Below are 23,722 nucleotides of genomic sequence, written 5' to 3'. Positions count from 1 at the left end.
GGCGCGCTTACACGCCGGCGGCGTGCGCCTGCTGGTCGGCGTGGTAGCTCGAGCGCACCATGGCCCCCACAGCGGCGTGGCTGAAGCCCATCTTGTAGGCCTCTTCCTCGAACATCTTGAAGGTGTCGGGGTGCACGTAGCGGCGCACGGGCAGGTGGCTGTTGCTGGGCGACAGGTACTGGCCGATGGTCAGCATGTCGATGTCGTGCGCGCGCATGTCGCGCATCACCTGCAGGATCTCTTCGTCGGTTTCGCCCAGGCCGACCATGATGCCGCTCTTGGTCGGCACCGTGGGGTGCAGGGCCTTGAACTTCTTGAGCAGGTTCAGGCTGAACTGGTAGTCGGAGCCCGGGCGCGCTTCCTTGTACAGGCGGGGCGCGGTTTCCAGGTTGTGGTTCATCACGTCGGGCGGGGCGGCCTTGAGGATTTCGAGCGCGCGGTCGTCGCGGCCACGGAAATCGGGCACCAGGATCTCGATCTGCGTGAGCGGGGAGAGCTCACGGATGTTCTGGATGCACTCCACGAAGTGGCCGCTGCCGCCGTCGCGCAGGTCGTCGCGGTCCACGCTGGTGATCACCACGTACTTCAGGCGCAGCTGGGCGATGGTGCGTGCCAGGTTCAGCGGCTCGTCCTTGTCCAGCGGGTCAGGGCGGCCGTGGCCCACGTCGCAGAAGGGGCAGCGGCGCGTGCACTTGTCGCCCATGATCATGAAGGTGGCCGTGCCCTTGCCGAAGCATTCGCCGATGTTGGGGCAGGAGGCTTCCTCGCACACCGTGTGCAGGTTGTTCTGGCGCAGGATGTCCTTGATCTCGTAGAAGCGTGTGGTGGGCGAGCCCGCCTTCACGCGGATCCACTCGGGCTTCTTGAGCACTTCGCCCTGCTCGACCTTGATTGGAATGCGCGACAGCTTGGCCGCAGCCTTCTGCTTGGCCAGCGGGTTGTAGGCTTCGGTGGACTGCGCTTCGCGGACGACGTCGGTGGTGCTCATGGCTTGGTAGCGGTTCAGGGAGACAGGCGGATGCCGAGCTGCTGGCCCAGCACCTTGGCGGCGTCGTCCCAGGTGGTTTGGACCCCGATTGTAGAAAGGTCCACGGTTTGCAGTCCCGCGTAGCCGCAAGGGTTGATACGGTGGAAGGGTTCCAGGTCCATCGCCACGTTGAGCGCGGCGCCATGGTAGGTGCTGTGGCGGCTGACCTTGATGCCCAGTGCCGCGATCTTGCCCAGGCCCGCAAAGTCGGGTTCGATGGGGCCCGTGCCCTCGCGTTTTTGCGGGCGCTGGGCCAGCATGGCATGGCTGTGCGGGTCGTCCAGGCGCACATAGATGCCGGGGGCACCGGCCACGCGGTGGCCGGTCACGCCGAAGTGCGCCAGCGTGCGGATGATCGCTTCTTCCAGGCGGTAGACGTATTCCTTGACGAAGTAGCCCGCGCGCTGCAGGTCGATCAGCGGGTAGGCCACGACCTGGCCCGGCCCGTGGAAGGTGACCTGGCCGCCGCGGTTGGTGGGCACCACGGGGATTGCGCCGGGGTGCAGCAGGTGGTCGCTCTTGCCCGCCAGGCCCTGGGTGAAGACGGCATCGTGCTCGCACAGCCACAGCGCATCGGGTGTTTCGGCCGTGCGCGTGGCCGTGTAGTCCTGCATGGCCTGCACGGTGGCGGCGTAGTCCACCCGCCCAAGCGTGCGCAGATCGATGGCCACGGGCTACAGCACCACTTTGACCAGGGGGTGGGAGGACAGGGCGCGGTACAGGTCGTCGAGCTGCTCGCGGCTGGTGGCCGTGATGGTGACAGTAACTCCGAGGTAATTGCCCTTGCTGCTGTCGCGCAGTTCAATGGTGGCGGGATCGAAGCTGGGGTCGTACTGGCGGGCCAGTTCGGTCACGGCATGGACAAAGCCATCGACCTTGGCGCCCATGACCTTGATCGGAAACCGCGAGGGGTACTCGATCAGCGAGTCCTTGCGGGCATCCGCAGCGGAGGAGTCGAGGATGGTGAGGTTCGGAGGCAAAGGAGTGGACGTCATGGAAGGCTCTGGTTGCGGTCGCCGTGCTGGCGCTGCCATTGTGCGGCAAGCCCCTTTGGGCGGCGGGGGTGTGTCACATGCCCGTGCACGTTTTCGGTGCATAACACGGGGTTGCTTGCCATTGGCGTGCGTTGGCGACTCACCACAACAGTGCCGGCAGGCGCACGCCATCGGACCTGGTTTGCAGGTCTTTGTAGTTCACAACGGGTTTTTACTTATAATTAGAGGCTTTGTGAAATTTGCAGTCTGTAACAGGGGCGTTACTCAACAATGAAAACAATCGCCCCCGAGACTGAAGCTGAGGCTGAAGATTCTGACTTCAAGCCCCTGACCGCGCAGGAAGCGCAGCAGTGGCGAAGCCGCAACCCTCCCGTCTCGATGTGGAAGGTGGTGGCAGGTCAGGCGCTTGTCGGCATGCTCGTGGCCCTGGTGGCCTGGGTGCTGACGGGCAGGACCGAGGTGGGCTGGTCTGCCGCCTACGGCGCGCTTGCAGTGGTGGCTCCGGCCGCATTGTTCGCCCGTGGGTTGTCGCGCCAGATGGCATCCGCGAATGCGGGTGCTTCCATGGCGGGGTTCTTCGGCTGGGAGATTGCCAAGATCGTGTTCACCATCGCGCTGCTGGCGGCGGCCCCCTGGGTTGTGCCCGGGCTGGTTTGGCTGGCCTTGCTGGCGGGAATGGTGATCACGATGAAAACGTACTGGGTGGCGCTCATGGTGCGGCCCGGTGTCCGAAAAACCGATTGATAGATACAAGAGAGTTGTCCGATGGCCGCAGAAGCGCACGCTCCGACTGCAAGTGAATACATCGTTCACCACCTGCAGCATCTTCAAAACGTCAACCAGACCAAGATTGTTGACTTCACGGTCATCAACTATGACTCGATCATCATTGGTTTGGTTCTGGGCGCGCTGACCCTTTTGATCCTGTGGTCCGCTGCCCGCAAGGCCACCTCCGGCGTGCCCGGCCGCTTCCAGGCGGCAGTGGAGATGCTGGTGGAGATGGTGGACAACCAGGCCAAGGCCAACATCCACAACGCCGAGAGCCGCAAGTTCATCGCTCCCCTGGGCCTCACGGTGTTCGTCTGGATCTTCCTGATGAACTTCATGGACATGCTGCCCGTGGACCTGCTGCCCGCCATCTGGGCCAAGATCTATGGCGCTGCGGGCCACGATCCACACCATGCCTACCTGCGCGTCGTGCCCACGGCCGACCTGTCGACCACCCTGGGCCTGGCATTCGCCATCCTGATCCTGCGCTTCTGGTACAGCGTCAAGATCAAGGGCGTAGGCGGCTGGAGCCATGAACTCGTGTCGGCCCCGTTCGGCACCAGCAAGAATCCCATCTTCGCCCTGATCCTGGGCGTGGTGAACCTGCTCATGCAGGTCATTGAATATGTCGCCAACACCGTGTCGCATGGCATGCGGTTGTTCGGCAACATGTACGCCGGCGAACTGGTGTTCATGCTGATCGCCCTGATGGGTGGTGCGGCTGCACTGTCGCTGTCGGGTGTGCTGCTGCCTGTGGGCCACGTCATCGCTGGCACCATCTGGACGCTGTTCCACATTCTGGTGATCTCGCTGCAAGCCTTCATCTTCATGATGCTTGCGCTGATCTACCTCGGTCAGGCGCACAACGCGCACTAACGGTTCCCTTTCGTTTCCTTTTCAACCTTTCCTTTTTTTAACTCAGGAGTCATCATGGAAAACATTCTCGGTCTCGTCGCTCTGGCTTGTGGTCTGATCGTTGGCCTCGGCGCTATCGGCGCTTCCATCGGTATCGCACTGATGGGTGGCAAGTTCCTCGAATCGTCGGCACGTCAGCCTGAGCTGATCAACGAACTGCAAACCAAGATGTTCATCTTGGCCGGTCTGATCGACGCCGCCTTCCTGATCGGCGTGGCCATCGCCCTGTTGTTCGCTTTCGCAAACCCCTTCGCTTCCACGTTCTTGGCCAACCTGCCCAAGTAATTCCCTCCCAACGCCACTCTAGAAAGGTGTTGCCGTGAGTATCAACGCGACCCTGTTCATTCAGGCCATCGTCTTCCTGATCCTGGTGTGGTTCACGATGAAGTTCGTGTGGCCCCCGATCGCGAAGGCGTTGGATGAACGAGCCCAGAAAATCGCCGAAGGCCTCGCTGCTGCCGACCGTGCCAAGACCGAACTGACCGCTGCCAACCAGCGCGTCGAGAAGGAACTGTCACAGGCTCGCAACGAATCGGCCTCGCGTCTTGCGGACGCCGACCGCCGTGCCCAGGCCATCATCGAAGAAGCCAAGGCACGCGCTACGGAGGAAGGCAACAAGATCGTTGCATCCGCACGTGCCGAAGCCGAACAGCAAACGGTGCAAGCCCGCGAAGCCCTGCGTGAGCAGGTGGCCGCGCTGGCCGTCAAGGGTGCAGAGCAGATTCTCCGCAAGGAAGTCAATGCCGGCGTTCACGCCGACCTGCTCAACCGCCTGAAGACCGAGCTGTAAGGGGACACACATGGCTGAACTCGCCACCATTGCCCGTCCCTACGCCGAAGCCCTGTTCAAGGCCGCTACCGCGGGTGCGGGCATGGACCTGGCCAGCACCGCTGACTGGGTCGATGAACTGGCGGCCATTGCCGCCAACCCCCAGCTGCGCCAGCTGGCGGACAGCCCCAAGGTGACGGCAGACCAGGTGTTTGCCGTCTTCACGGGTGTTGCGCGTTCGGCGCTGTCCGATACGGCCAAGAATTTCCTGCGCACGGTCATCGACAACGGGCGCCTTGCTGCGCTGCCGGAAGTCGCCGTGCAATTCCGTGCCCTCGTGAATCGCCGCGCCGGCTCTTCGGACGCCGTGGTGCACAGCGCCTTCCCGATGGATGCCGCAGCACTGGCTGAGGTCAGCGCCGCGCTGGAAAAGCGCTTTGGCCGCAAGCTCAACCTCACCGTTCAGCTGGACGAGTCCCTGATCGGTGGCATTCGCGTAGTGGTGGGTGACGAGGTGCTGGACACTTCGGTCAAGGCCCGTCTTGAACAAATGAAAGCGGCCCTCACCGCGTAAGCGCGGCGAGGACAGCGAACCAAAGAAAGAAGGAAAGAGTCATGCAACTCAATCCCGCAGAAATTTCTGAACTCATCAAGAGCCGCATCGAAGGTCTGGCCGCCAGCAGCGATATCCGCAACCAGGGTACCGTGGTGTCCGTGTCCGACGGTATCGTGCGCGTGCACGGCCTGTCCGACGTGATGGCCGGCGAAATGCTCGAGTTCCCCGCCACCAAGGACGGCCAGCCCTCCTTCGGCCTGGCCTTGAACCTCGAGCGCGACTCCGTCGGCGCCGTGATTCTGGGTGAGTACGAACACATCTCCGAAGGCGACACCGTCAAGTGCACGGGCCGCATTCTGGAAGTGCCCGTGGGCCCCGAACTGGTCGGCCGCGTGGTGAACGCCCTGGGCCAGCCGATCGACGGTAAGGGCCCCATCAATGCCAAGCTCACCGACGTGATCGAAAAGGTCGCTCCGGGCGTGATCGCCCGTAAATCGGTGGACCAACCCCTGCAGACCGGCCTGAAGTCCATCGACTCCATGGTGCCCGTGGGCCGTGGCCAGCGCGAGCTGATCATCGGTGACCGCCAGACCGGCAAGACGGCTGTCGCCATCGACGCCATCATCGCCCAGAAGGGCCAGGGCGTGACGTGTATCTACGTCGCCATCGGCCAGAAGGCTTCGTCGATCAAGAACGTGGTGCGCGCCCTGGAACAGGCCGGCGCCATGGAATACACGATCGTGGTGGCTGCATCGGCCTCCGAATCGGCTGCCATGCAGTACGTGTCGGCCTACTCGGGCTGCACGATGGGCGAGTACTTCCGCGACCGCGGCCAGGACGCCCTGATCGTTTATGACGACCTGTCCAAGCAGGCTGTGGCCTACCGCCAGGTTTCGCTGCTGCTGCGCCGCCCACCAGGCCGCGAAGCCTACCCAGGCGACGTGTTCTATCTCCACAGCCGCCTGCTCGAGCGCGCTGCCCGCGTGAACGCCGACTACGTCGAAGCCTTCACCAAGGGTGAAGTCAAGGGCAAGACCGGTTCGCTGACCGCACTGCCCATCATCGAAACGCAAGCCGGCGACGTGTCCGCCTTCGTTCCGACCAACGTGATCTCGATCACGGACGGCCAGATCTTCCTGGAAACCAGCCTGTTCAACGCCGGTATCCGTCCCGCCATCAACGCCGGTATCTCGGTGTCGCGCGTCGGTGGTGCTGCCCAGACCAAGCTGGTGAAGAACCTGTCCGGTGGTATCCGTACCGACCTGGCCCAGTACCGTGAACTGGCTGCGTTCGCGCAGTTCGCTTCCGACCTGGACGAAGCCACCCGCAAGCAGCTGGACCGCGGTGCCCGCGTGACCGAACTGCTCAAGCAGGCACAGTACAGCCCGCTGTCCATCTCGCTGATGGCTGCCACGCTGTTCGCTGTGAACAAGGGCTTCATGGACGACATCGATGTCAAGAAGGTCCTCGACTTCGAACACGGCCTGCACCAGTTCCTGAAGACCAGCCACGCTGCACTGCTGGCCAAGCTGGAACAGGCCAAGGCCATGGACAAGGACGCAGAAGCCGAACTGACCGCTGCCATCGGCGCGTTCAAGAAGTCGTTCGCTTAAACCGGACGAGGAGCCATCATGGCAGCAGGCAAGGAAATACGCGGCAAGATCAAATCGGTGGAAAACACCAAGAAGATCACCAAGGCCATGGAGATGGTGGCTGCATCCAAAATGCGCAAGGCGCAGGACCGGATGCGCGCTGCCCGTCCCTACAGCGAGAAGATCCGCAACATTGCAGCCAACCTCGGCCACGCCAACCCGGAATACGTGCATCCGTTCATGAAGGTGAACGATGCCAAGGTGGCGGGCGTGATCGTGGTGACGACGGACAAGGGCCTGTGCGGCGGCATGAACACCAACGTGTTGCGTGCCGTGACGACCAAGTTGCGTGAACTGCAGACCGCTGGCGTGTCGACGGAAGCCGTGGCGATTGGCAACAAGGGCCTGGGTTTCCTGAACCGTGTCGGTGCCAAGGTGGTTTCGCACGTGACGGGTCTGGGCGACACGCCCCATCTGGACAAGCTGATCGGCCCGGTCAAGGTGCTGCTCGACGCGTATGCGGAAGGCAAGATCAACGCGGTGTACCTGAGCTACACCAAGTTCATCAACACCATGCGCCAGGAATCGGTGGTGGAGCAGCTGCTCCCGCTGTCGTCCGAGCAACTGCAGGCCGACAAGACCGAGCATGGCTGGGACTACATCTACGAACCCGATGCCCAGACCGTGATCGATGATCTGCTGGTCCGCTATGTCGAATCCCTGATCTACCAGGCCGTTGCGGAAAACATGGCGTCCGAGCAGTCGGCACGCATGGTGGCCATGAAGGCCGCCACCGACAACGCCGGCAGCGTCATTGGCGAGTTGAAGCTGGTCTACAACAAGACGCGCCAGGCAGCGATCACGAAGGAACTGTCCGAGATCGTGGCTGGCGCCGCTGCTGTGTAAGCAGCTCAACCAACATCTATATTGGAGCGAAAAATGGCTCAAGTGCAAGGCAAGATTGTTCAATGTATCGGCGCTGTGGTGGACGTTGAGTTCCCGCGCGACCAGATGCCCAAGGTTTACGACGCCCTGAAGCTCGAAGGCACGACGCTGACGCTGGAAGTGCAGCAGCAGCTGGGCGACGGCGTGGTGCGTACCATTGCCCTGGGTTCGTCCGACGGCCTGCGCCGCGGCATCATGGTGACCAACACCGGCAACGCCATCACCGTGCCCGTGGGCAAGGCAACGCTGGGCCGCATCATGGACGTGCTGGGCGCGCCCATCGACGAGCGCGGTCCCGTGAGCCAGGAACTGACGGCATCCATTCACCGCAAGGCCCCTGCGTACGACGAACTGTCGCCTTCGCAAGAGCTGCTGGAAACGGGCATCAAGGTGATCGACCTGGTGTGCCCGTTCGCCAAGGGCGGCAAGGTGGGTCTGTTCGGTGGCGCCGGCGTGGGCAAGACCGTGAACATGATGGAACTCATCAACAACATCGCCAAGGCCCACTCGGGTCTGTCGGTGTTCGCTGGTGTGGGCGAGCGTACCCGCGAAGGGAACGACTTCTACCACGAAATGGCCGATTCCGGCGTGGTGAACCTCGAGAAGCTCGAAGAGTCCAAGGTCGCCATGGTCTACGGCCAGATGAACGAGCCACCAGGCAACCGTCTGCGCGTGGCGCTGACCGGCCTGACGATCGCCGAATCCTTCCGTGACGAAGGCCGTGACGTGCTGTTCTTCGTGGACAACATCTACCGCTACACGCTGGCCGGTACCGAAGTGTCCGCTCTGCTGGGCCGTATGCCTTCCGCCGTGGGCTACCAGCCTACGCTGGCCGAGGAAATGGGCCGTCTGCAAGAGCGTATCACCTCGACCAAGGTCGGTTCGATCACCTCCATCCAGGCCGTATACGTGCCAGCCGATGACTTGACCGACCCTTCGCCTGCCACGACCTTCGCCCACTTGGACTCTACCGTGGTGCTGTCGCGTGACATCGCTTCGCTGGGTATCTACCCTGCCGTGGATCCCCTGGACTCCACCAGCCGCCAGCTGGACCCCAACGTCGTGGGCGAAGACCACTACGCCACGGCCCGTGCGGTGCAAGGCACGCTGCAGCGCTACAAGGAACTGCGCGACATCATCGCCATTCTGGGCATGGACGAACTGGCTCCTGAAGACAAGCTGGCCGTGGCCCGCGCGCGCAAGATCCAGCGTTTCCTGTCGCAGCCTTTCCACGTGGCCGAAGTGTTCACGGGCTCGCCAGGCAAGTACGTGCCTCTGGCCGAAACCATCCGTGGTTTCAAGATGATCGTGAACGGCGAGTGCGACCACCTGCCAGAACAAGCGTTCTACATGGTCGGCACCATCGACGAAGCCTTCGAAAAGGCCAAGAAGGTGGCCTGATTGCCCGGTGGCTGAGCGGCCTGTGCCGCCCAGCCGTCCCCCGCAATCGCGCAACCCATCCCCCTTTTTCGAGGAGCAATGATGAACACCATCCACGTCGATGTGGTCAGTGCCGAAGAGTCCATCTTCTCCGGTGAAGCACGCTTTGTCGCGCTGCCCGGCGAGGCGGGCGAGCTGGGCATCTATCCCCGCCACACCCCGCTGATCACGCGCATCAAGCCCGGCTCGGTGCGCATCGAGATGGCCAACGGTGGCGAAGAGTTCGTCTTCGTGGCCGGTGGCATTCTGGAAGTGCAGCCCAACTGCGTGACCGTGCTGTCCGATACCGCCATCCGCGGCAAGGACCTGGACGACGAGAAGGCCAACGCTGCCAAGGCATCTGCCGAGGAAGCGCTGAAGAACGCCAAGAGCGAGATCGACCTGGCCAAGGCCCAGTCCGAGCTGGCCGTCATGGCGGCCCAGATCGCCGCCCTGCGCAAGTACCGCCAGAAGAAGTAAGCAAGCAAGCGAGCAAGCAAGTAAGAAGCGAAAACAAGTAAGCAAGCCCTCCAGGTCCTCGCGGATCTGGCCTGAAAACCCGGCCTCGGCCGGGTTTTTTTATGCCTGTGCGCCGCGGCGAGCTTGGGGTTCGGAAGGTGCATGCTGCGGCCTGCCGAAGCAGGGCGAAGCGCCTGCAATGCCGCTGGCGCCGGGCGTGGCCGCTGCTCCATGGGGTCGGCCAGGTTCCAGGGGCGGCTGCTTCCCTGTGCAGAGATCCTGCAGTACCGAGCTGTTGAAGTTGGTGGCCACTTTGCAACGAGCGGCGGTGAATGGGCGCAATGGAGATGGCTGCAACCTGTGTCCAGTGCTGCCGCTTGCACCATGGCGGCTGACGGACGTGGCGGCGGTACTACCCACTTCCCGGACATGCAAAAAGCCAGAGCCCCGCAAGGGGCCCTGGCTTTTTGCATGGAGGCTGCAGTGCGGTCTGCAGCCTGGTACGCCTGTGGATTACAGGGCGCTGATCTCGCCCGAAGGGATCTGGCCGGTGCGCACGGCTTCGGCAGCCGCTGCACGCACGGCAGCGCGGTCGGCCGTGGACTTGTAGGTCACGACGCGCGAACCAGCAGGCTCGATGCTGCGGGTCTGGGCAACCGTAGCAGCTTCGGCAGCCACTTCGGCACGGGTGCGGTTCGTGTCGAACTTCAGGGCGAACTGCGAGGCATCGGCTTCGTCAGCGTGGGCACCGAAAGCGGAGAAAGCAGCCACAGCGGCGATGGAGAGGATGCGAGCGGTCTTGTTCATGGTGATCTCGATTCTTGAATGGGGTTGGTCTGGGGTCCGTTCGGGGCGCTGATTACAGAGCGCCAATCTCGCCGGAAGAAATCTGGCCGGTGCGCACAGCGTCAGCAGCCTGGGCACGCACGGCAGCGCGGTCAGCGGTCGACTTGTAGGTCACCACGCGGGAACCAGCGGGTTCCAGGCTGCGCGTCTGGGCGACGGTGGCGGCTTCGGCGGCCACTTCAGCGCGGGTGCGGTTGGTTTCGAACTTGGTGGCGAATTGCGAAGCGTCGGCTTCGTCAGCGTGGGCGCCGAAAGAAGCGAAAGCAGCCACAGCGGCGATGGAGAGGAAACGGGCGGTCGTGTTCATGATGAAATCCTTGGTAGAAAAAGAAGCGTCTCAATAAAACCGGGACAGAAACCATTCCTGAACCGGGTTCGGTGAGTCGCCTTGCGGGTTCGGCTCATCGATGGGTTGAACTGTACGCCCCATGTGATCAAAGAAAAACCATCTGGTCGCGAACTAACTGTTCCAGTATTGGAAACAATGCTCTGGGAACTTTTGCGGGTTTACCCGTGACTCACTCCGCAAGCCAGGGGCCATGAGCGGATGGGTAGAGAAAAACCCGTGGCCACAAACGGAACAATGGAAAAGCGGCGTGTCCGCGCCCGCGCGTACGCCGTGTCCGGGTGGGACCACAAGCCCGGCGGACCGCGCACAATAGGCGCACTGCCCACCACCCCTTCTTGCCCATGCCCCGCGCACGACCCATTGCTGCCACCTTGGGCGGCTCTTCGGACGAGACCGAAACCGCCTTCTACGATGCACTCCAGCGGGGTGATCTCGAACTGCTGATGTCGTGCTGGGCCGATGAGGAGGACATCATCTGCGTGCACCCGGGTGGCCCGCGGCTCGTGGGGGCCCCCGCCATCCGCACGGCGTTCGAGGCCATGTTTGCCAATGGCACGGTGCGTGCCCGTCCGAGCCAGGTGCGCCGCGTGCAGGCGCTGACCAGCGCCGTGCACAGCGTGGCCGAGCATGTCGAGGTGATGTTGCCCGACGGCATGCACCGGGCCATCGTGATCGCCACCAACGTGTACCACAAGACGCCGCAGGGCTGGCGCCTGGTCGTGCACCACGCCAGCGCGGGGGTGGCGGAGGATGTGCAGGCCATGCAGGCGCAGCAGCCAGTACTGCATTGATGGGGCCCGCGCCATGCAGTATGTAGCGCCGCGATGGCTGCCCGGCGGGCAATTGCAGACCATCTGGCCTGCGTTGTACTCGCGCCGCGTGTTCGGTGCCCAGCCGCCGCCCTACCGGCGCGAGCGCTGGGACACCCCCGATGGCGATTTCGTGGATGTGGACTTCCTCGACGACGACGGGGTGGCGCATGGCATTGAGCGGCCGCTGCTGGTGGTGTTCCATGGCCTCGAAGGCTCTTCGCGCAGCCACTACAGCGAGGCTTTTGCCGACCTCGCGCGCGAGCGCGGCTGGGCCTGTGCGCTGCCGCATTTCCGCGGCTGCAGCGGTGAGATCAACCGCGCGCCGCGCGCCTACCACTCGGGGGACCATGCCGAGATCGGCTGGATGCTGCAGCGCCTGCGTGCCGCTCACCAGGGGCCTGTAATGGCGGCCGGCGTCTCCCTGGGGGGCAATGCACTGCTGCGCTGGGCCGCGGAGGTGGGCGAAGACGCAGGCCGTTGCGTGGACGCGGTGGCGGCGGTGTGCTCTCCGATCGACCTGGCCGCCGGCGGCCACGCCATCGGGCGGGGCTTCAACCGGCAGGTCTACACGCGCATGTTCATGCGCACCCTGGTGCCCAAGGCTTTGCAGAAGCTGGCCCAGCACCCGGGCCTGTTCGACCGCCAGGCCCTGCTGGCGGCGCGCGATCTGTACGCCTTCGACAATGTCTTCACCGCGCCGGTGCACGGCTTTCGCAACACCGAAGACTACTGGTCGCGGGCGTCGGCCAAGCCGCTGCTGCACCGCATCCGCATCCCTGCGCTGGTGGTGAACGCACGCAACGATCCCTTTGTTCCGGCCAGCAGCCTGCCCGGCGTGCACGAGGTGGGGCGTTGCGTCACCCTGTGGCAGCCGGCGCATGGCGGCCATGTGGGTTTTGCCAAGGGACGTCTGCCGGGCCATGTGCGGGCCATGCCCGATGCCGTGGGCGCCTGGCTCGCGGCGCAGGCTGACACGCAAGGCCGCGAAGCGGGGGCACAATCGGGGCATGGATGACATCGTCAAGCAGGCCCTGGCCAAATGGCCCAATGTGCCCGACTGCTACGGCTGGCTGGGCCTGGATGCGCGCGGGCGTTGGTACATGCGCGATGACCGGACGCAGGCCGCCGGTCCGTTTCCACAGGCCAAGGGCTCGTTGCTGCAGCACGAGAAGCTGATCGACTTCATCCACCGCAACTACGAGGCGGATGGGGCGGGGCAGTGGTTCTTCCAGAACGGACCGCAGCGCGTGTACGTGGAGCTCGAAGCCACGCCGCTGGTCTGGCGCCTGTCGGCCGATGGGGCCGTGACCTCGCACACCGGACAGTCCACCACCGTGGACGAATGCCTGCTGGATGCACAGGGCCGGGTCTACCTGGTGACGCCCCTGGGTGTGGGCCTGGTGCACACGCTGGATGTGGGCCTGGCGGCCGAGGCGGTGGAGCAGGGGCGCTGGACGCCGCTGGAGGTGCGGGCCGAGGACCTGCCGGCACGCCATGGGTTCGTCACCAGCCCTGCTGCGCAGCACAGGGCCTGATCGGCCTGGCGCCCCAGGCAAGGCACAAAAAAGCCGACCTCATGGGGTCGGCTTTTTGCTGGGGTAGCGTGTGCTTACTGCGAAGCGCCCGATGCAGGCGCTGCGGCTGCACCGTCGGCTGCTGCGGAGGCTGCCGCCGCAGGCGCTGCGGGTTCATCGAACTTGGCACCACCGGCATTGGCCATGAAGGCCACGGCACGCGCGATCTCGGTGTCGCTGAAGTCGCCGCCACCCTGGGGTGCCATGGCGCCCTTGCCCTTGAGGGCCGACTGGACCAGCGTTTCAAAGCCGGTCTTGATGCGGGCCGACCAGGCTGCGGCGTCACCAAACTTCGGAGCGCCTGCGGCGCCGGCCGCATGGCAGGCGGCACACTGGGCCTTGTAAACGGCTTCGCCATTGGCCAGGGGGCGGTTGGCGTCACGCACTTCGACCACGCCCACCTTCTGGATGCGGGCCGCGGTGGCCTTCTGGCTATCGACTGCACCGGCACCCGGCTTGTCGGCCGAGGTCACGTAGAGGACGAGGCCGATGATGGCGAAGATCGGAATCACAAACGAGGCAAGTACCGCGACCAGCAACTGCTTGGGGTTCTTGATCGGGCCGGTATGGGCTTCTTCGTGGTGGGTGTCGCTCATGACTTCCTCGGGTTTATCGTGGGGCTTTGATGCAATCAACCTTCAATTATATCTGCCGGTGCCCCCAGCCCCTGCACCTGTGGCGACGCGTGTGCCGAAAGGCCGACAGTGCCTTGCGGGCTGCGCACCACGTGCCGTGGCCGCCCGCCAGCCTTCAGGATCCCGCGGCCGCCGGGGCTGCGGGTTCGGCCGTGCCACCACCGCCCAGGGCCTTGTACAGCACCACCTGGTTTTGCAGCTGGGCCAGTCGCACCTGCACCACACCCTGCTGGGTGGTGAACAGCGAGCGCTCGGCGTCCAGCAGGTCCAGGTAGCTGGACACGCCGTTGCGGTAGCGCAGGTCGGCCAGGCGCAGGCGGGCCTCTTCGGCCTCGGCCTGGCGGCGCTGGGCCTCGGCCTGTTCGGCCAGGGTGGACTGGCCGGCCAGCGCGTCGGACACCTCGCGGAAGGCCGTCTGGATGGCCTTCTCGTACTGCGCCACGGCGATGCCGCGTGCGGCCTGCGAGCTCTCCAGGTTGGCCTGGTTGCGGCCGGCGTCAAAGATCGGCAGCAGCAGCGACGGGGCGATGGTGAAACCCCAGGAGCCGCTCTTGAACAGGCCCGAGAGCTCACCGCTGGCCGTACCGGCCTGCGCCGTCAGCGAGATGCGCGGGAAGAAGGCGGCGCGCGCGGCACCGATGTTGGCATTGGCCGCGATCAGCTGCTGCTCGGCCTGGCGGATGTCGGGACGTTGCGTGAGCAGCTCCGACGGCAGGCCCGCAGGCAGGGCAGCCATGGCCGGTGCCTGGGCCAGGGATGCGCCCGCCAGGCTGGTCAGGACATCGGTCGGCACCGGTTGCCCCAGCAGCAGGGCCAGGGCGTTCTCGTCCAGCGCGCGCTGGCGCTGCTGCTGCGCCAAGGTCGCGCGCGCGGCCTGGGTCAGCGACTCGGCCTGGCGGAAGTCGAGCTCCGACGCCACGCCGGCATCCAGGCGCAGGCGCGTGAGGCGCACCGATTCCTCGCGCGAGGTGAGGGTGCGGCGCGACAGGTTGAGCAGCTCCTCGTCGGCCAGCAGCGTCAGCCAGCCATTGGCCACGGCGGCCACCAGGCTGACCTGGGCGGCATTGCGGCCCTCCTCGCTGGCCAGGTACTGGGCCAGTGCCTGTTCTTTCAGGCTGGCGATGCGGCCGAAGAAGTCGATCTCCCAGGCCGAGAGGGCCAGGCCCACGCTGAACGAGTTGGTCAGGTCGCCGTTGGACGCCGAAGGGCCCCGGCTGGCATTGGCGCCCAGGCCCACGCTGGGGAACTGGTCCGCGCGGCGGACCTGGAACTGCGCGCGCGCCTGCTCGATGTTGAGCGCGGCCACGCGCAGGTCGCGGTTGTTGGCCAGGGCGGCGCTGATCAGGGCCTGCAGGCGCGGGTCGGCAAAGTAGTCCTTCCACGGCACCTGCGCCGCGGCAGCGGCCCCTGCGGGCGCCGAGGGGCCCGCCTGGAAGGTGCCGGGCACGGGCGCCGCGGGGCGCTCGTAAGCGGGGATCATCGAGCAGCCCGACAGCAGCAGCGCCGCGGCGGCGGCCACCGCCAGGGGCAGGGGGGTACGGCTATCAGTCATGGGTTCCAACTCCTGCTTCTTCTGCGTGGCGGCGGTTCATCTCCTGCTGGCGCGCGCTGCCCTTGAACAGGCTGCGCACCACGACGAAGAACACGGGCACGAAGAACACGGCCAGCGCTGTGCCGGTGACCATGCCGCCGAGCACGCCGGTGCCGATGGCGCGCTGGCTCGCCGAGCCCGCGCCCGAGGCAATGGCCAGCGGCAGCACGCCCAGGCCGAAGGCCAGCGAGGTCATCACGATGGGGCGAAAACGCAGGTGGGCTGCGGCCAGCGCCGACTCGATCACACCGCGTCCCTGCGCCTGCAGGTCCTTGGCGAACTCGATGATCAGGATGGCGTTCTTCGCCGACAGGCCGATGATGGTGATCAGCCCCACCTGGAAGTAGACGTCGTTCGCATACCCCCGCAGCAAGGTGGCCAGCAGCACACCGAGCACGCCGAGCGGCACCACCAGGATCACGGCCAGCGGGATCGACCAGCTCTCGTACAGTGCGGCCAGGCACAGGAACACCGCCAGGATGGCGAAGCTGTACAGGATCAGCGACTGCGAGCCGGCGAGCTTTTCCTCGCGCGACATGCCCGTCCACTCATAGCCGAAGCCCGGTGGCAGCTGGGCGGCGAGTTTTTCCATCTCGGCCATGGCGGCACCGGTGCTCATGCCCGGGGCGGGCGAGCCCGAGATGCGCACGGCCGGGTAGCCGTTGTAGCGCACCGTCTGCTGCGCGCCCTTGATCCAGCGCGTGCTGGCAAAGGCCGACAGCGGCACCGGCTTGCCCAGATTGTTGCTGGCGTTGATCTTGAGCAGGTCGTCGGGCTGCATGCGCGCCGGTGCGTCGGCCTGCACCACCACCCGCTGCAGACGGCCCTGGTTCGGGAAGTCGTTCACATAGGTCGAGCCCAGGGCGGTGGACAGGGCCGAGTTGATCGCATCGAAGGGCACGCCCAGGGCGTTGGCCTTGTCGCGGTCGATGTCGATCTGCAGCTGCGGCGCGTCTTCCAGGCCGTCGGGGCGCACCTGGGTGATCACCTTGCTCTGCGATGCCATGCCCAGCAGCTGGTTGCGCGCGTTGATCAGTGCCTCGTGGCCGGCGCCGCTGCGGTCCTGCAGGCGGAACGAGAAGCCGCTGGCATTGCCCAGCTCGGGGATGGGCGGCGGGCTCAGCGGGTAGATGAAGGCATCGCGGATGCCCATCAGCCCGCCAAAGGCGCGGCCTGCCACCTCCTGGGCCGACTGGCCGGGGGCGTGGCGCTCCTTCCAATCCTTCAGGGTCACGAAGGCGAGTGCGGCGTTCTGGCCCTGGCCGGAGAAGCTGAAGCCCAGCACGCCGACCATGCTCTGCACCTCGGGCTGCTTGAGGATGAACTCCTCGACCTGCTGCATCACGGCCAGTGTGCGTTCCTGCGTCGCACCGGGCGGCAACTGCACGTTGACGATGATGTTGCCCTGGTCTTCGCCGGGCAGGAAGGAGGTGGGCACGCGCATGTAGACCACCGCCACGGCGCCGATGATGGCCGCGTAGATGATGAGGTAGCGCGCCGCCTTGCGCAGCATGCGCGAGACCATGCTTTCATAGCCCTTGGCCGTGCGCGAGAAGCCGCGGTTGAACCAGCCGAAGAAGCCGGTCTTTTCATGGTGGTGGCCGGCTTCCACGGGCTTGAGCAGCGTGGCGCACAAGGCCGGCGTGAGCGACAGCGCCATGAAGGCCGAGAAGCCGATGGATGCCACCATCACCGCCGAGAACTGGCGGAAGATGTTGCCGGTGGAGCCCGAGAAGAAGGCCAGCGGCACGAACACCGAGATCAGCACCACGGTCACGCCGATGATGGCGCCCGAGATCTGGCGCATGGCCTTGCGCGTGGCCTCCAGTGGTGGCAGGCCTTCCTCGCTCATGATGCGCTCGACGTTCTCCACCACCACGATGGCGTCGTCCACCACGATACCGATCACCAGCACCATGCCGAACATGGTCAGCACGTTGATCGAGAAGCCCAGTGCCAGCAGCGTGGCCATGGTCCCCAGGAGGGCGATGGGCACCACGATGGTGGGGATGATGGTGTAGCGCCAGTTCTGCAGGAACAGGAACATCACCAGGAACACCAGCACCACGGCTTCCAGCAGCGTCATCGCCACCTGGGTGATGGAGATGTCCACGAAGCGCGAGCTGTCGTAGGGGATGCTCCACTCCGTGCCCTCCGGGAAGAAGCGGGCCAGTTCGCCCATCTTGGTGCGCACGGCCTTGGCTGCTTCCAGCGCATTGCCGCTGGGCGACAGCTGCACGCCGATACCGACCGCGGGCTTGCCGTTCAAGCGGGCCGAGGTGGCATAGGCCTGGCCACCGAGCTCCACGCGCGCCACGTCCTTGAGGCGCACGGTGGAGCCGTCGGTGTTGGCGCGCAGCACAATGCTGCCGAACTGTTCGACGCTGGACAGCTGGCCGTTGACCACCACCGTGGCGGCGATGCCCTGGCCGGCCACGTTGGGCAGGTCACCAATGGTGCCGCTGGCCACCTGGGCGTTCTGCGCCCGGATGGCGGCCGTGATCTCGGCGGCCGAGAGGTTGAAACTCTGCATCCTGGCCGGGTCGATCCAGATGCGCATGGAGCGCTCGGTACCGAACAACTGGGCCTGGCCGATGCCGGGAAGGCGCTGCAGCTCGGGCACGATGTTGCGCGAGGCATAGTCGCCCAGGGCCACGGTGTCCATCTTCGGGTTGGTCGACGAGAGCATCGTGAACAGCAGGAAGTTGGAGCGCGACTTGTCCACGCGCACGCCCTGCTGCGTCACCGCCGAGGGCAGGCGTGGCGAGGCGCGCGAGAGGCGGTTCTGCACATCCACCTGCGCCAGCTCGGCGTTGGTGCCGGGCTGGAAGCTCAGCGTGATGCTGCCCGAGCCATCGGCCTGGGCCACCGACTCCATGTAGATCAGCCCGGGCGAGCCGTTCATCTCGCGTTCGATGACGGACAGCACGCTGTCCTCCAGCGTCTGCGCCGAGGCGCCGGGGTAGGCGGCATTGATGACGATGGCGGGCGGCGCCACCGGCGGGTATTGCGCGATCGGCAGCTGCGTGATCGCCACGCCGCCCATCACCATGATGAACAGGGCGATCACCCACGCGAAGATCGGGCGGTCGATAAAGAACTTGGCCATGGATGCCCCTTACTTCGAAGCGGCGGCAGAGGCCGCAGGCGCTGCGCCGGGGGCCGCTGCGGCGGCCGGGGCTGCTGCGGGCGCAGCACCGGCAGCCTGCCAGGGAACCGGCTTGACGGGCGTGCCCGGGGGCAGCATCTGCAGCTTCTGGAAGCCGTCGACCATGACCTTCTCGCCAGCCTTCAGGCCGTCGAGCACCACCCAGCGGTTGTTCTGAGCGGCGCTGATCTTGACGCTGCGCGGGCTGATCTTGCCGTCCTCGCCCACCACGCTCACCGTGTCACCCTGTTGGGTGCGTGTCACGGCCTGCTGGGGCAGGGTGATGGCGTTGCTGGCCTCCACCTGCTCGATCTGCACGCGCAGGTACAGGCCGGGCAGCAGTTCGCCCTTGGGGTTGGGCACTTCGGCGCGCAGCGTGACCTGGCCCGTGGTCGCATCGACCGTCAGGTCCGAGAACAGCAGCTTGCCAGGGTGGGCATACACCGAGCCATCGCCCAGCAGCAGCTTGACGCTGGCCGCGTCGCCGCTGGCGCGCTTGAACTGGCCGCTTTCCATGGCGCGGCGCAGTGCAAACACCTCGCTCGCCGACTGGGTGAAGTTCACGTACACCGGGTCGATCTGCTGGATCACGGCCAGCGGCGTGGCCTCGCCCTGGCCCACCAGGGCGCCTTCGGTCACCAGGGCGCGGCCGATGCGCCCGGAGATGGGGGCCGTCACGCTGGCGTAGCTGAGGTTGATGCCCGCGGTGCGCGTGGCCGCGCGGCCGGCTTCCACGTCGGCCTGGGCCTGCTTCTGGGCGGCCTCGGCGTTGACGAAATCCTGCTTGCTGATGGCGTTGGCCGCCACCAGGGGGCGGTAGCGCTCCACCGTGGCCGTGGCCTGGGCCAGGTTGGCCTCGGCCTTGGCCAAGCTGGCCTTGGCACTGTCTGCCGCCGCAGCGTAGGTGGCCGGGTCGATGCGGAACAGGGCCTGGCCCGCCTTCACGTCGCTGCCCTCGCGGAACTCGCGCTTGAGCAGGATGCCGGCGGCGCGGGCGCGCACCTGGGCGACGCGCGAGGCTTCCACGCGGCCGGGCAACTCCGTGACCAGGCCGACATCGCCCGGCGTGGCAACCACCACGCCCACTTCGACGGGCGGCATCTTGGGGGCGCCGCCGGCCGCAGCCGGGGCATCGGACTTGCCGCACGCGGCGAGGAAGGCGGTCACGGTGCACAGAGCGGCCACTGGCAGCATTCGCTTCAGGGCAGGGATGCGCGCAATGCGGGGGGAGGGGTCACGCAGGCGAGGCATGGGAGTCCTTGTGTTGGGCATCAACGGGAGGGTCACGGCAGGCATCGCCGGGCAGCGGGCTGCGTCGGCGAGTAGGAGTTTCTACCAATAGACGGGCAATTATACATACAACCATGGATGTATAATAGAGCCGGCGCGCCACCCGGGCCGCCGGTGAACTTGCATGGAATGAAAGGCTGTACCCATGGTGCGCAGAACCAAAGAGGACGCAATTGCCACGCGCAACGGCCTGATCGACGCGGCAGAGCGGGTGTTCTACGACAAGGGCGTCTCCCGGGCCTCCCTGAGCGACATTGCCCTGGCTGCGGGCACCACCCGGGGGGCCATCTACTGGCACTTCAAGGACAAGGTCGATCTCTTCAATGCCATGATGGATCGGGTGACCCTGCCGCTGGAGCAGGGCTATGCCGAATTCGAGGCCAATGCCGACCTCGATCCCCTGCAGCGCCTGCGCGCCGTGATGGCCCTGGTGCTGGAGAGCGTGGCCTCGGACGAGCACACCCGCCGCGTGTTCGAGATCGCCATGCACAAGGTGGAGTACGTGGGGGAACTGGTCGCCGTGCGCGAGCGCCACATGGCCGCCTGCGACGGCTTCATCCGCCAGCTGGCGCGTGACTTCGAACTCGCCGCCAGCGCGCAAAAGGTCACCATGCCGGTCACGCCCCTGGGGGCCGCGCTGGGCCTGCACGCCATGTTCGACGGCCTGATGCAGAACTGGATCCTGTCCAACGGCATCTTCGACCTGCTGGGCACCGGCCGTGTCTGCACCGACGCCTTCATCTCGGGCCTGGGGCTGCGGATCGGGGCCTGCGCGCCTCCCGCGGGTACGCCCTAGCGGGCTTTTGCTGCGGGGCGGCGACCGCATGCGATAATGCCGAGCTACACGCACGCGGCTGTAGCTCAGTGGATAGAGTATTGGCCTCCGAAGCCAAGGGTCGTGGGTTCGATCCCCGCCAGCCGCGCCACCATCTTCCCGCATGGACCTGGATACCGTTGTTCGTGCCCCCATTGCCGTGCCAAGAGGATCCGGGCCCGCTCACCAGGCAACGGGGTACCCCAGGGTCCCATGCTGAAGCGATCCATGGTGCTTGCGGAACGCCCATGCGCTGTGTCCAATAGAACAATGCCGCACCTGCTATTCAAATGGGTCCTGCGCGAGGACCGCTACGAGTTTTCCGGCGAAGCGAAGACCCCGCGTGCGCTCGAAGCCGAGGTGAATGCCGAGATCGTGGCGATCTGGGCTTGGCTGCAGCGCCAGAAGCTGCGGCCTGGGCAGTTCGGCTGGGAGGCCACGCGCCGCACCCTCACCAGCAAGGACGAGACCCTCACTGTCTCCCATGGCACGGTGTCCGCCGACGGCAGCACGGTGTTGCATCCGCAGGAAACCCGTGTCGTCGTCACGCTGCCGGAGAAGGTGGCGGTGCAGTTCCGCTTTGAGTTCAACGTGGTGGACGACCGACGTTGACCCACCCGCTGCCGTGCCATGCTGCAAAGCAGCGAAGCCCGGGCACGAGGGGTGCTGATTGGCAGTGCCTTGCTTTCAGCGGACAAATTGGTCGATGTAATCCGCCCCCAGGCCGTTGGCCGCGTAGTGGCGCCGGCACATCTCGATCTTGGTGAACACGTCTTCGTAGCCCGTGGGCTGGCCCTGGGCGTCCACGTAGACCATGGCGCCCGAGATGTTGAAGAAGGTGATCATCTCAGTGGCTCCGCCCGAGGCCTCGTCCACCACCAGGGTGTGGATCTCACCGGGCGGTTCGAAAACGAAGGAGCCCTCGCGCGCCACCCAGTCGTGCTCCAGGTAGCGCCACGATCCGCGGATCACATAGCCGACCACGATGGACGGATGGATGTGCCGCGACAGCACACCCGACTTGCGCACACGCAGCAGGTTGCACCAGCCGCCGGTCACCGTATTGAGCAGCAGCGGGCGGAACCACACGTTCTCGGCCTGCGGCACCCAGACGCGCTCGTCGTCGGGGATGGCGGTGACAGCGATCTCGGGCTGTATGCCCGGCAGTTGAAGGATGGGTTGCATCATGGAACAGGTTCTCCGCGGGGTGGTGGCGTGTGGCACACGCTCAGGTGATCAGGTAGCCCCCGTCGACCGGCAGCACCACGCCGGTGACGAAGGCCGCCTGCGCCTTGTTGGCCAGAAAGAGCACCGGGCCAGCCACGTCCTGCGGCGTGCCCCAGCGGCCCATGGGGGTGCGCGCGAGGATGGGGGCCGAGCGGGCCGGGTCGTCCTGCAGCGCCTGGGTCAGCGGCGTGGCAATCCAACCCGGCGCCACGGCATTCACGCGGATGCCGTCGGCCGCGTAAGCGATGGCCAGCGACTTCGTCAGTTGCGCCACGCCGCCCTTGCTGGCGCTATAGCCCGGCACCAGGCCGCCACCGAAAAAACTGAGCATGGAGGCGGTATTGACGATGCAGCCGCCCGATGCCTTGAGCAGCCCGCGCGCCGCGGCGCAGGTGCGCATGCTGCCCGTGAGGTTGATATCAATGACGCGCGCGAACGCCACGGGGTCGTGCTCCTGTCCGCGCTGGATGATGCCGGCGCAATTGACCAGCACATCGAGCCGCTCCAGTGCACCGAAGAAGCTGGCCACCAAGGCGTCGTCGCGCACGTCCAGCGGCGCGAAGGCCATGCCCGGGTGTCCTGGCTGGGCCTGTGCCGCGGCCACCTCGGCCGCGGTGGCGCCGGTGGCAGTCACCTGTGCGCCAGCCTGGGCAAAGGCCTGGGCGATGCCGTGGCCGATGCCGCTGGTGGCGCCCACCACCAGCACACGCTGCCCGCTGAAGGATGGATGGTTCTGCTCTGTGGTCATGTTGCTTACTTCGCGTGGTAGGGCCGCGCGCCCAGCTTCATGCGGTAGATGCGGAAGTTGGGCACCTTGGGGGTGTTGAAGTCCATGTCTTCGTCCACCCACAGGTGCAGGTGGTTGCTCACCAGGTACAGGTCGCCGCCCGGGCCCCAGGCGAGCGTGTCGGGCCAGGAAATCTCGTCGCTGGAGACCAGGGTCGTGACCTTGCCGGACTTCGCATCGCGCTTCATCACGCCGTTCAGGCCCAGGGCGGTCATGTACAGGTTGCCGTTGCGGTCGGCTGTCATGCCGTCGGTGTTGGAGGGCAGGGTGGCTACTACCTTCGCAGCCTTTTTCACCTGGTCTTCCGTTTTCGAGAAGTCGCGCACCACGCTGGTGGGCAGCGAAAGCAGGCGGTTGCCGGTGAGGTTGGTCCAGTACAGCGTCTTCTTGTCACCCGACAGTGCGATGCCGTCGGCGCCGGTCTTCATGCCGTTGGCCTTGCCGTCCTTGGGCTTGAGCACATCGCGGCCATGGATCTTGAAGGTGTAGTTCTCGTCGTTCACCCACTCCGGGGCCGAAAGCACGCGCTTGGCCTTGTTGGCCTTGATGTCATACACCAGGATGCCGCCCTTGAGCGGACTGCAGAAGATGCCCGAATCCGAGATGTAGACCACGCCTGCGTCGTTGTCCACCGCCACGTCGTTGAGGAAAGAGCACTTCTTGTCCGTATCGGCATCGCTGAACTCGTAGCGTGCCACCTCCTTGCCCGCCTTCAGGTCCCAGCCGATGAGCTTCTCATCGCCGGGGCCCGAGGGGGCGCCCGCGATATGGCCCTGGTCCAGGATCCACATCACGTCGTTGCGGTCGATCTCGAAGCCCAGCACCGCCTTGAGTCCGGCCGGGTTGGCCACGTCGTTCAGGGTCTTGCTCGGAAAGGGCTGCAGCTTCCACTCGGTGCCGTTCTTCACCAGTTTGGAGAGCGTGGCTGGCACCTCCTTGCCGCCCCAGCGCGCGGTGCTTACGTAGATGGTGCCCTGGGAATCGACCTTGGCGCCCTGCATCAGCACCTTCTTCCAGACCTGCCCATCTTCATAGGCTTTTTCCGCTGCCGGATCGCCGAGGTCGTACGAAATCCGGTTCCACTGCGCCACCACCTCCAGTTGGGGTGGCGCCGCAAAGGCAACCGAACTCGCTACAACGCTGGCCGCGAAAGCCATTGCCACACTGAACACGCGATTGCTCATGTCTGTCTCCTTGGATGTTG

Annotated in this window: 26 protein-coding genes and 1 tRNA gene; 15 read left to right on the top strand and 12 right to left on the bottom strand. The window is 65.5% G+C overall.

What is annotated here, in order from left to right:
- Positions 1–7 precede the first annotated feature (7 nt).
- From lipA to HNP48_RS31170, 3 genes are read right to left on the bottom strand one after another with little or no spacing between them, the layout of a single operon-like run.
- Positions 8–988, bottom strand: coding sequence for a lipoyl synthase (lipA, locus tag HNP48_RS31180; RefSeq protein WP_184864741.1), 981 nt, complete (start codon positions 986–988; stop codon positions 8–10).
- A 14-nt stretch (positions 989–1,002) separates the two neighbouring features.
- A complete protein-coding gene (gene lipB, locus HNP48_RS31175; protein ID WP_260420446.1) occupies positions 1,003–1,641 on the bottom strand; it encodes a lipoyl(octanoyl) transferase LipB in 639 nt (212 codons plus the stop codon).
- Between the two features lie 60 nt (positions 1,642–1,701).
- A complete protein-coding gene (locus tag HNP48_RS31170) occupies positions 1,702–2,022 on the bottom strand; it encodes a YbeD family protein (protein WP_184864737.1) in 321 nt (106 codons plus the stop codon).
- Positions 2,023–2,292: 270 nt separating this feature from the next.
- Here HNP48_RS31170 and HNP48_RS31165 point away from each other — a divergent pair, with 270 nt between their 5' ends.
- From HNP48_RS31165 to HNP48_RS31125, 9 genes are all read left to right on the top strand, one after another.
- Positions 2,293–2,766: an ATP synthase subunit I gene (locus HNP48_RS31165; RefSeq protein WP_184864735.1), complete on the top strand. Its 474-nt coding sequence runs from the start codon at positions 2,293–2,295 to the stop codon at positions 2,764–2,766.
- Positions 2,767–2,787: 21 nt separating this feature from the next.
- Entirely contained in the window at positions 2,788–3,666 is an 879-nt protein-coding gene (gene atpB, locus HNP48_RS31160) for a F0F1 ATP synthase subunit A (protein WP_184864733.1), read from the top strand.
- A gap of 54 nt (positions 3,667–3,720) precedes the next feature.
- Positions 3,721–3,990 (top strand): F0F1 ATP synthase subunit C, encoded by a 270-nt coding sequence (gene atpE, locus HNP48_RS31155; protein ID WP_007847749.1) that lies wholly within the window; start codon positions 3,721–3,723, stop codon positions 3,988–3,990.
- Positions 3,991–4,024: 34 nt separating this feature from the next.
- A complete protein-coding gene (locus HNP48_RS31150) occupies positions 4,025–4,495 on the top strand; it encodes a F0F1 ATP synthase subunit B (protein WP_184864731.1) in 471 nt (156 codons plus the stop codon).
- Positions 4,496–4,505: 10 nt separating this feature from the next.
- Positions 4,506–5,048 (top strand): F0F1 ATP synthase subunit delta, encoded by a 543-nt coding sequence (locus HNP48_RS31145; RefSeq protein ID WP_184864729.1) that lies wholly within the window; start codon positions 4,506–4,508, stop codon positions 5,046–5,048.
- A gap of 41 nt (positions 5,049–5,089) precedes the next feature.
- Entirely contained in the window at positions 5,090–6,643 is a 1,554-nt protein-coding gene (gene atpA / locus HNP48_RS31140) for a F0F1 ATP synthase subunit alpha (RefSeq protein ID WP_184864727.1), read from the top strand.
- An 18-nt stretch (positions 6,644–6,661) separates the two neighbouring features.
- Positions 6,662–7,528, top strand: coding sequence for a F0F1 ATP synthase subunit gamma (gene atpG / locus HNP48_RS31135; RefSeq protein ID WP_184864725.1), 867 nt, complete (start codon positions 6,662–6,664; stop codon positions 7,526–7,528).
- 33 nt (positions 7,529–7,561) lie between these two features.
- Positions 7,562–8,968, top strand: coding sequence for a F0F1 ATP synthase subunit beta (gene atpD / locus HNP48_RS31130; protein ID WP_184864723.1), 1,407 nt, complete (start codon positions 7,562–7,564; stop codon positions 8,966–8,968).
- Between the two features lie 81 nt (positions 8,969–9,049).
- Positions 9,050–9,466 (top strand): F0F1 ATP synthase subunit epsilon, encoded by a 417-nt coding sequence (locus tag HNP48_RS31125; RefSeq protein ID WP_184864720.1) that lies wholly within the window; start codon positions 9,050–9,052, stop codon positions 9,464–9,466.
- A 492-nt stretch (positions 9,467–9,958) separates the two neighbouring features.
- Here HNP48_RS31125 and HNP48_RS31120 read toward each other — a convergent pair whose 3' ends face one another.
- Together HNP48_RS31120 and HNP48_RS31115 are read right to left on the bottom strand one after the other, a co-directional pair.
- The gene (locus tag HNP48_RS31120; protein WP_184864718.1) at positions 9,959–10,252 is read right to left on the bottom strand and encodes a DUF4148 domain-containing protein; all 294 of its coding nucleotides are present in this window, start codon (positions 10,250–10,252) and stop codon (positions 9,959–9,961) included.
- Between the two features lie 52 nt (positions 10,253–10,304).
- On the bottom strand, positions 10,305–10,598 hold the full coding sequence (locus HNP48_RS31115) for a DUF4148 domain-containing protein (RefSeq protein WP_184859606.1): 294 nt from the start codon (positions 10,596–10,598) through the stop codon (positions 10,305–10,307).
- Positions 10,599–10,981: 383 nt separating this feature from the next.
- Here HNP48_RS31115 and HNP48_RS31110 point away from each other — a divergent pair, with 383 nt between their 5' ends.
- From HNP48_RS31110 to HNP48_RS31100, 3 genes are read left to right on the top strand one after another with little or no spacing between them, the layout of a single operon-like run.
- A complete protein-coding gene (locus tag HNP48_RS31110; RefSeq protein WP_184864716.1) occupies positions 10,982–11,431 on the top strand; it encodes a nuclear transport factor 2 family protein in 450 nt (149 codons plus the stop codon).
- 13 nt (positions 11,432–11,444) lie between these two features.
- Positions 11,445–12,467, top strand: a complete 1,023-nt coding sequence (locus HNP48_RS31105; protein ID WP_184864714.1) for a YheT family hydrolase — start codon at positions 11,445–11,447, stop codon at positions 12,465–12,467.
- Positions 12,460–12,987, top strand: coding sequence for a DUF2946 family protein (locus tag HNP48_RS31100; RefSeq protein WP_184864712.1), 528 nt, complete (start codon positions 12,460–12,462; stop codon positions 12,985–12,987). The genes HNP48_RS31105 and HNP48_RS31100 overlap by 8 nt, the downstream gene beginning before the upstream one ends.
- A gap of 74 nt (positions 12,988–13,061) precedes the next feature.
- Here HNP48_RS31100 and HNP48_RS31095 read toward each other — a convergent pair whose 3' ends face one another.
- The 4 genes from HNP48_RS31095 to HNP48_RS31080 form a co-directional block, all read right to left on the bottom strand.
- Positions 13,062–13,622, bottom strand: a complete 561-nt coding sequence (locus tag HNP48_RS31095) for a cytochrome c5 family protein (protein WP_184864710.1) — start codon at positions 13,620–13,622, stop codon at positions 13,062–13,064.
- Between the two features lie 154 nt (positions 13,623–13,776).
- Complete coding sequence (locus HNP48_RS31090; RefSeq protein ID WP_184864708.1) at positions 13,777–15,213, bottom strand: efflux transporter outer membrane subunit; 1,437 nt, start codon at positions 15,211–15,213, stop codon at positions 13,777–13,779.
- Positions 15,206–18,361, bottom strand: coding sequence for an efflux RND transporter permease subunit (locus HNP48_RS31085; protein WP_184864706.1), 3,156 nt, complete (start codon positions 18,359–18,361; stop codon positions 15,206–15,208). The genes HNP48_RS31090 and HNP48_RS31085 overlap by 8 nt, the downstream gene beginning before the upstream one ends.
- A 9-nt stretch (positions 18,362–18,370) precedes the next feature.
- Positions 18,371–19,672, bottom strand: a complete 1,302-nt coding sequence (locus HNP48_RS31080) for an efflux RND transporter periplasmic adaptor subunit (RefSeq protein ID WP_409362594.1) — start codon at positions 19,670–19,672, stop codon at positions 18,371–18,373.
- A 163-nt stretch (positions 19,673–19,835) separates the two neighbouring features.
- Here HNP48_RS31080 and HNP48_RS31075 point away from each other — a divergent pair, with 163 nt between their 5' ends.
- From HNP48_RS31075 to HNP48_RS31065, 3 genes are all read left to right on the top strand, one after another.
- Positions 19,836–20,486 carry a TetR family transcriptional regulator gene (locus HNP48_RS31075; protein WP_184864702.1) on the top strand — a complete coding sequence of 217 codons (651 nt, stop codon included), beginning with the start codon at positions 19,836–19,838 and terminating at the stop codon, positions 20,484–20,486.
- A gap of 54 nt (positions 20,487–20,540) precedes the next feature.
- Positions 20,541–20,616 (top strand) — tRNA-Arg (locus HNP48_RS31070).
- Between the two features lie 158 nt (positions 20,617–20,774).
- Complete coding sequence (locus tag HNP48_RS31065; RefSeq protein ID WP_184864700.1) at positions 20,775–21,116, top strand: hypothetical protein; 342 nt, start codon at positions 20,775–20,777, stop codon at positions 21,114–21,116.
- Positions 21,117–21,191: 75 nt separating this feature from the next.
- On the opposite strand, the gene HNP48_RS31060 is transcribed toward HNP48_RS31065, so the two are convergent.
- From HNP48_RS31060 to HNP48_RS31050, 3 genes are read right to left on the bottom strand one after another with little or no spacing between them, the layout of a single operon-like run.
- Positions 21,192–21,692, bottom strand: coding sequence for a 2,4'-dihydroxyacetophenone dioxygenase family protein (locus HNP48_RS31060; RefSeq protein WP_184864699.1), 501 nt, complete (start codon positions 21,690–21,692; stop codon positions 21,192–21,194).
- A gap of 40 nt (positions 21,693–21,732) precedes the next feature.
- Positions 21,733–22,479 (bottom strand): SDR family NAD(P)-dependent oxidoreductase, encoded by a 747-nt coding sequence (locus HNP48_RS31055; RefSeq protein WP_184864697.1) that lies wholly within the window; start codon positions 22,477–22,479, stop codon positions 21,733–21,735.
- A gap of 5 nt (positions 22,480–22,484) precedes the next feature.
- Positions 22,485–23,702 (bottom strand): major royal jelly family protein, encoded by a 1,218-nt coding sequence (locus HNP48_RS31050; protein WP_260420443.1) that lies wholly within the window; start codon positions 23,700–23,702, stop codon positions 22,485–22,487.
- Positions 23,703–23,722 lie beyond the last annotated feature (20 nt).

The organism is Acidovorax soli (assembly GCF_014207955.1).
GTDB classification, from domain to species: domain Bacteria; phylum Pseudomonadota; class Gammaproteobacteria; order Burkholderiales; family Burkholderiaceae_C; genus Acidovorax; species Acidovorax soli_A.
The sequence above is the reverse complement of the archived record's forward strand: the minus strand, read 5'-3'. Positions and strand labels throughout refer to the sequence as shown.

Coding starts and splice junctions, on each gene's coding strand:
- lipA (WP_184864741.1), bottom strand. CDS start 988: ATGAGCACCACCGACGTCGTCCGCGAAGCGCAGTCCACCGAAGCCTAC.
- lipB (WP_260420446.1), bottom strand. CDS start 1,641: ATGCAGGACTACACGGCCACGCGCACGGCCGAAACACCCGATGCGCTG.
- HNP48_RS31170 (WP_184864737.1), bottom strand. CDS start 2,022: ATGACGTCCACTCCTTTGCCTCCGAACCTCACCATCCTCGACTCCTCC.
- HNP48_RS31165 (WP_184864735.1), top strand. CDS start 2,293: ATGAAAACAATCGCCCCCGAGACTGAAGCTGAGGCTGAAGATTCTGAC.
- atpB (WP_184864733.1), top strand. CDS start 2,788: ATGGCCGCAGAAGCGCACGCTCCGACTGCAAGTGAATACATCGTTCAC.
- atpE (WP_007847749.1), top strand. CDS start 3,721: ATGGAAAACATTCTCGGTCTCGTCGCTCTGGCTTGTGGTCTGATCGTT.
- HNP48_RS31145 (WP_184864729.1), top strand. CDS start 4,506: ATGGCTGAACTCGCCACCATTGCCCGTCCCTACGCCGAAGCCCTGTTC.
- atpA (WP_184864727.1), top strand. CDS start 5,090: ATGCAACTCAATCCCGCAGAAATTTCTGAACTCATCAAGAGCCGCATC.
- atpG (WP_184864725.1), top strand. CDS start 6,662: ATGGCAGCAGGCAAGGAAATACGCGGCAAGATCAAATCGGTGGAAAAC.
- atpD (WP_184864723.1), top strand. CDS start 7,562: ATGGCTCAAGTGCAAGGCAAGATTGTTCAATGTATCGGCGCTGTGGTG.
- HNP48_RS31125 (WP_184864720.1), top strand. CDS start 9,050: ATGAACACCATCCACGTCGATGTGGTCAGTGCCGAAGAGTCCATCTTC.
- HNP48_RS31120 (WP_184864718.1), bottom strand. CDS start 10,252: ATGAACAAGACCGCTCGCATCCTCTCCATCGCCGCTGTGGCTGCTTTC.
- HNP48_RS31115 (WP_184859606.1), bottom strand. CDS start 10,598: ATGAACACGACCGCCCGTTTCCTCTCCATCGCCGCTGTGGCTGCTTTC.
- HNP48_RS31110 (WP_184864716.1), top strand. CDS start 10,982: ATGCCCCGCGCACGACCCATTGCTGCCACCTTGGGCGGCTCTTCGGAC.
- HNP48_RS31105 (WP_184864714.1), top strand. CDS start 11,445: ATGCAGTATGTAGCGCCGCGATGGCTGCCCGGCGGGCAATTGCAGACC.
- HNP48_RS31100 (WP_184864712.1), top strand. CDS start 12,460: ATGGATGACATCGTCAAGCAGGCCCTGGCCAAATGGCCCAATGTGCCC.
- HNP48_RS31095 (WP_184864710.1), bottom strand. CDS start 13,622: ATGAGCGACACCCACCACGAAGAAGCCCATACCGGCCCGATCAAGAAC.
- HNP48_RS31090 (WP_184864708.1), bottom strand. CDS start 15,213: ATGACTGATAGCCGTACCCCCCTGCCCCTGGCGGTGGCCGCCGCCGCG.
- HNP48_RS31085 (WP_184864706.1), bottom strand. CDS start 18,361: ATGGCCAAGTTCTTTATCGACCGCCCGATCTTCGCGTGGGTGATCGCC.
- HNP48_RS31080 (WP_409362594.1), bottom strand. CDS start 19,672: ATGCCCAACACAAGGACTCCCATGCCTCGCCTGCGTGACCCCTCCCCC.
- HNP48_RS31075 (WP_184864702.1), top strand. CDS start 19,836: ATGGTGCGCAGAACCAAAGAGGACGCAATTGCCACGCGCAACGGCCTG.
- HNP48_RS31065 (WP_184864700.1), top strand. CDS start 20,775: ATGCCGCACCTGCTATTCAAATGGGTCCTGCGCGAGGACCGCTACGAG.
- HNP48_RS31060 (WP_184864699.1), bottom strand. CDS start 21,692: ATGATGCAACCCATCCTTCAACTGCCGGGCATACAGCCCGAGATCGCT.
- HNP48_RS31055 (WP_184864697.1), bottom strand. CDS start 22,479: ATGACCACAGAGCAGAACCATCCATCCTTCAGCGGGCAGCGTGTGCTG.
- HNP48_RS31050 (WP_260420443.1), bottom strand. CDS start 23,702: ATGAGCAATCGCGTGTTCAGTGTGGCAATGGCTTTCGCGGCCAGCGTT.